Origin of the sequence: Mesorhizobium sp. M7A.F.Ca.US.005.03.2.1 (assembly GCF_003997795.1) — a bacterium.
Classification (GTDB): Bacteria; Pseudomonadota; Alphaproteobacteria; order Rhizobiales; family Rhizobiaceae; genus Mesorhizobium; species Mesorhizobium ciceri.
Genome location: NZ_RZRP01000505.1, coordinates 1 through 4,664, shown reverse-complemented (window position 1 = coordinate 4,664; position 4,664 = coordinate 1). Strand labels below are relative to the sequence as shown.

At 62.1% G+C, this 4,664-nt stretch carries 6 protein-coding genes; 4 read left to right on the top strand and 2 right to left on the bottom strand.

The window, feature by feature from the left end:
* The 4 genes from ftsY to EN991_RS24165 all read left to right on the top strand — a co-directional run.
* On the top strand, nucleotides 1–915 hold a 915-nt coding region (gene ftsY / locus EN991_RS24180), incomplete at its 5' end, for a signal recognition particle-docking protein FtsY (protein ID WP_127369703.1).
* Nucleotides 916–976: 61 nt separating this feature from the next.
* Complete coding sequence (locus EN991_RS24175) at nucleotides 977–1,651, top strand: septation protein A (RefSeq protein ID WP_013528838.1); 675 nt, start codon at nucleotides 977–979, stop codon at nucleotides 1,649–1,651.
* 25 nt (nucleotides 1,652–1,676) lie between these two features.
* Nucleotides 1,677–2,297 (top strand): pyridoxamine 5'-phosphate oxidase family protein, encoded by a 621-nt coding sequence (locus tag EN991_RS24170; RefSeq protein ID WP_013528837.1) that lies wholly within the window; start codon nucleotides 1,677–1,679, stop codon nucleotides 2,295–2,297.
* Nucleotides 2,298–2,337: 40 nt separating this feature from the next.
* Nucleotides 2,338–2,868 (top strand): NADPH-dependent FMN reductase, encoded by a 531-nt coding sequence (locus EN991_RS24165; RefSeq protein WP_013528836.1) that lies wholly within the window; start codon nucleotides 2,338–2,340, stop codon nucleotides 2,866–2,868.
* Nucleotides 2,869–3,077: 209 nt separating this feature from the next.
* On the opposite strand, the gene EN991_RS24160 is transcribed toward EN991_RS24165, so the two are convergent.
* Nucleotides 3,078–3,284, bottom strand: coding sequence for a 4-oxalocrotonate tautomerase family protein (locus EN991_RS24160; RefSeq protein WP_013528835.1), 207 nt, complete (start codon nucleotides 3,282–3,284; stop codon nucleotides 3,078–3,080).
* 76 nt (nucleotides 3,285–3,360) lie between these two features.
* Entirely contained in the window at nucleotides 3,361–4,281 is a 921-nt protein-coding gene (locus EN991_RS24155; protein WP_013528834.1) for an SMP-30/gluconolactonase/LRE family protein, read from the bottom strand.
* Between the last annotated feature and the right edge of the window lie 383 nt (nucleotides 4,282–4,664).

Genomic DNA, 4,664 nt, shown 5'->3' with positions numbered 1-4,664 from the left:
CGCTCTTGGTTCCAGCGCATGAAGGACGGGCTTGCCCGCTCGTCCAAGGAACTGACCGGCAACATTGCCGGCGTCTTCACCAAGCGCAAGCTGGACGAAGAGACTTTGCAGGACCTGGAGGATGTGCTGATCCGCGCCGATCTCGGCATGGAGACCGCCTTGCGCGTTACCGACGCGCTGGCCGCCAGCCGCTACGGCAAGGACGTTTCCGACACCGAGGTCCGCGCCATCATGGCGGCCGAGGTGGAAAAAGTGCTGACCCATGTCGCCATGCCGCTGGAGCTCGACCTCTCGCACAAGCCGCATGTCATCCTGGTGGTTGGCGTCAACGGCACCGGCAAGACCACCACCATCGGCAAGCTCGCCGCCAAGCTGACCGATGGCGGCCTGTCGGTCATGCTCGCCGCCGGCGACACGTTCCGCGCGGCAGCCATCGAGCAGCTGAAGATCTGGGGCGAGCGGACGAAATCGCCGGTCATCGCCTCCAAGCTCGGCGCCGATGCCGCCGGCCTTGCCTATGATGCATTCGAGCGGGCGAAAGAGGCCGGCTCCGACGTGCTGATCATCGACACCGCCGGCCGTCTGCAGAACAAGACCGAACTGATGGCCGAGCTCGAAAAGATCGTCCGCGTGCTCGGCAAGCTCGATCCGGAAGCGCCGCACACCGTGCTGCAGACGGTCGACGCCACCACCGGCCAGAACGCGCTCAACCAGGTCGAGATCTTCCGCAATGTCGCCGGCGTCAACGGCCTGGTGATGACCAAGCTGGACGGCACGGCGCGCGGCGGTATTCTGGTGGCGATCGCGGCAAAGCACAAATTGCCGGTCTATTTCATCGGCGTCGGCGAACAGGTCGACGACCTCGAACCTTTCTCAGCAAGCGAATTCGCCAGGGCGATCGCTGGAGTAGCTTAACAAGCATGTCCCAAAAAGGTGCAGACTTTTTGGATCAGATCATGCGCAAGAAAGAGATTCCATGAACCCACCCATTCTCGAACGCGATCCGTCGGACCCGCAGAAGCAGAAGAAGGAAGGCGTCAATCCGCTGCTCAAGCTGGTGCTGGAGCTGGGTCCGTTGATGGTGTTCTTCTTCGCCAATGCGCGCAGCGGATGGCTGGTGCAGAAATTCCCTGTTCTGGCCGAGTTCGGCGGGCCGATCTTCGTCGCCACCGGCCTGTTCATGGCCGCCACGGCAATCGCGCTGATCGCCTCGTGGCTGCTCACCCGCACCTTGCCGATCATGCCGATGGTGTCGGGCGTCGTCGTCTTCATTTTCGGCGCGCTGACGCTCTATCTGCAGGACGACATCTTCATCAAGATGAAGCCGACCATCGTCAACACGCTGTTCGGCGGGGTGCTGCTCGGCGGCCTGTATTTCGGCAAGTCGCTGCTTGGCTATGTCTTCGATTCAGCCTTCAGCCTCGACGCTGAAGGCTGGCGCAAGCTGACCTTCCGCTGGGGCCTGTTCTTCCTGTTCCTGGCCATCGTCAATGAGGTGGTGTGGCGCAATTTTTCCACCGACGCCTGGGTTACTTTCAAGGTCTGGGGCATCATGCCGATCACGCTTCTGTTCACCTTCAGCCAGATGCCGCTGATCCTGCGCCATTCGCTGGACGACAAGACCGGCAAAGAAGAGAAGGCCGGGAAATAGAGCCTGCAAATAAGGGGAAAGGGCCATGGAATTCGTCACCACGCGCGACCAGTTGAGGACGATCTACAAGACGCCACGACCGACCGACGGTTCTATCCGAAAGGAGCTGAAAAAACTTGACGGCCATTGCCGCTCCTTCATCGGCAAGAGCCCATTCGTGCTGATTGGCTCGTCCGACGGTGCCGGCAATGCCGACGTGACGCCGAAGGGCGACAAACCGGGCTTTGCCACCGTTCTGGACGACACCACCATCGCCATTCCCGACCGGCCCGGCAACAACCGGCTCGACACGCTGGAAAACATCCTCGTCAATCCCCCGGTCGGGCTGCTCTTCCTCATCCCCGGCATGAACGAGACGCTGCGCGTCAACGGCGATGCCCGCATCACCGTCGACGCAAATTTGCGCGAACGGCTCGCCGTCGACGGCAGGGAGCCGCAAAGCGTTGTCGTGGTCAGCGTCAAGGCGGCCTACATGCACTGCGCAAAAGCCTTCATGCGCTCGGATTTGTGGAAGCCGGAAACCTGGTACGACCGCGCGACGCTGCCGACGCTCGGCCAGATCATGCGCGATCAGCTGGCGGTTGCCGATTCCGCCGAGGCGACCGACCGCTGGCTCGACGAGGAATACAAGAAGACGATGTGGTAGTTTTTGCGGACGCGATTCGCGTCTGGACCGATTCCATACCTTGCTGAACATCCTTGCCATTTCCGGCAGCCTGCGCGCGGCCTCCACAAATTCGGCGCTGATCGCCGCACTGGCGCGCGAAGCGCCGTCCGGCTGCCGCGTCACCGTCCATGACGGGCTTGGCCGTTTGCCGATCTTCAATCCCGACGATGAAGGCGAGCGGACGCCGCTCGAAGCCTCCAAGCTGATCCATGCCGTCAGTCGAGCCGACGGCCTGATCGTCTCCTGTCCGGAATATGCCCATGGCGTGCCGGGCGGGCTGAAGAACGCGCTCGACTGGCTGGTCTCGCGCGATGCCGCCGTCGCCAAGCCCGCCATGCTGGTACACGCCTCGCCGCGCTCGCTGTTCGCCCGCGCCGCATTGGCCGAGATCATGCGCACCATGTCGTTCGCGCTTTACGACGATGTGCTGGAGATCGCCCTGCTCGGCAGGAAGCCGCCGGAGGTGGCGGGCATCCTGGCGGCGCCGGCGAACCGGCAGGCGATGCATGATGCACTGAATGCCTTCGCGGAGTTTATCCGCTCGCGTTGAGCGGCGGCCTCTCTTCCTTCTCCCCTTGTGGGTCTGAAGGACGGGGCGAGACCCGTTGCTCGCCCCAGGGTGGTGGCCTCGCGAAGCGAGGTCGGATGAGGGATGTTCCAGCTTGGCACCGACGGCAATCCGTCACCCACCCCTCAACCGTCTCGGCGCTGCGCGCCGATCCACCTCCCACAACAAGGGGGAGAAGGAAAGATCGCGCACTACCCCTTTCGCAGCGTCTCCACATCGGTCTTCCCCACGTACCAATCGCGGGCGTTGACCTCTTCAAAAACCACCCAGACATCGTCGTTGCTCAGCCCGGTGGCGTCCATGATGGCCGCGGTGACCTTCTTGGCGATATCCGCCTTTTTGCCCGCCGGATCGGCGGCGATCACTTCCTTGACGATGCGGATGTTGACGAATGGCATTTCTTGTCCTCCCGGGGATGTTCGTGCTCACGACCCGCTTCGATGAAACCGTCGAACGGTCGCCAGTGTTCAACTCTCAGTATGTCTTGGCGCCGTTGACCATCAGCCGCACCATGTAGAGCGACGTGGTGCCGGCGATGTAGAGGCAATTCAGCTTGTTGCCGCCGAACACGCAATTGGCGGTGACTTCCGGCACCTTGACCTTGCCGATCAGCGTGCCGTCCGGATCGTAGCAATGGATGCCATCGGCGGCACTGGTCCAGATGCGGCCGTCCTCGTCGAGCCTGAAGCCGTCGAACAGGCCGGCGGTGCAGTCGGCGAAGACTTTTTCGCCGGAGACTTTCTTGCCGCCCTTGCCGACATTGAACACCCGCATATGCGCCGGATTCTGCGCGCCATGCGTGCGGCCGGTATCGACGACATAAAGCTTGCTCTCGTCCAGCGAGAAGGCGAGGCCGTTAGGCCTGACCATGTCGGTGATGACGGCTTCGACCTCGCCGGTGCCGGGATCGACCCGGTAGACGTGGCAGGCGCCGATTTCGCTCTCAGCCCTGTCGCCCTCATAATCCGTATCGATGCCGTAGCTTGGATCGGTGAACCAGATGGAACCGTCGGATTTCACCACCGCGTCGTTGGGCGAATTCAGCCGCTTGCCTTTCCATTTGGCCGCGATCGTGGTGACCGAGCCGTCGAACTCGGTGCGGCTGACGCGGCGGCCCGAATGCTCGCAGGTGATCAGCCGGCCCTGCCGGTCGACGGTGTTGCCGTTCGAGTTGCCGGACGGCTGCCGGAAGACGCTGACATTGCCGTCGGTCTCGTCATAACGCAGCATGCGATTGTTGGGGATGTCGGACCAGACGACATAGCGGCCGGCGGCGAACCAGGCCGGCCCCTCCGCCCACTGGCATCCGGTGAATAGCTTCTCGACCTGCGCGTTGCCGTTGAACAGGCGCGCGAAGCGCGGATCGAGAATTTCATAATAGTCTGCGGCCGCCATGCTTTCCTCCCGGCATCAATGAGAGGGATCAAGCCAGCCGGAGGGACAGAAGGCAATGTGGGTACGCACAGTGTCCCACAAAAGATCGCTTGCCGGCTCTGCGCATGACGTTAGCGCCGCATTAACCGGCTATGCGTCCAGCGCAATGGTGCATTGCAACATCTTCTTTTTGCAATGCACCATTACTATGTCATGCTTCGTATCGATCAAGGGAGGAAGAAACCGCCGCCGAAATGCGGCGCCAAAAAGGAACCTTGCTATGATCCTCGACAGTCTCATGACCCGCGCTCGCAACAGCATTGCCAAGCGCAAGCACTACAACCGCCTTGTCGCCGAAATCGACAGCTTTTCCAGCCGCGATCTGGCCGACATGCGCGCCGACC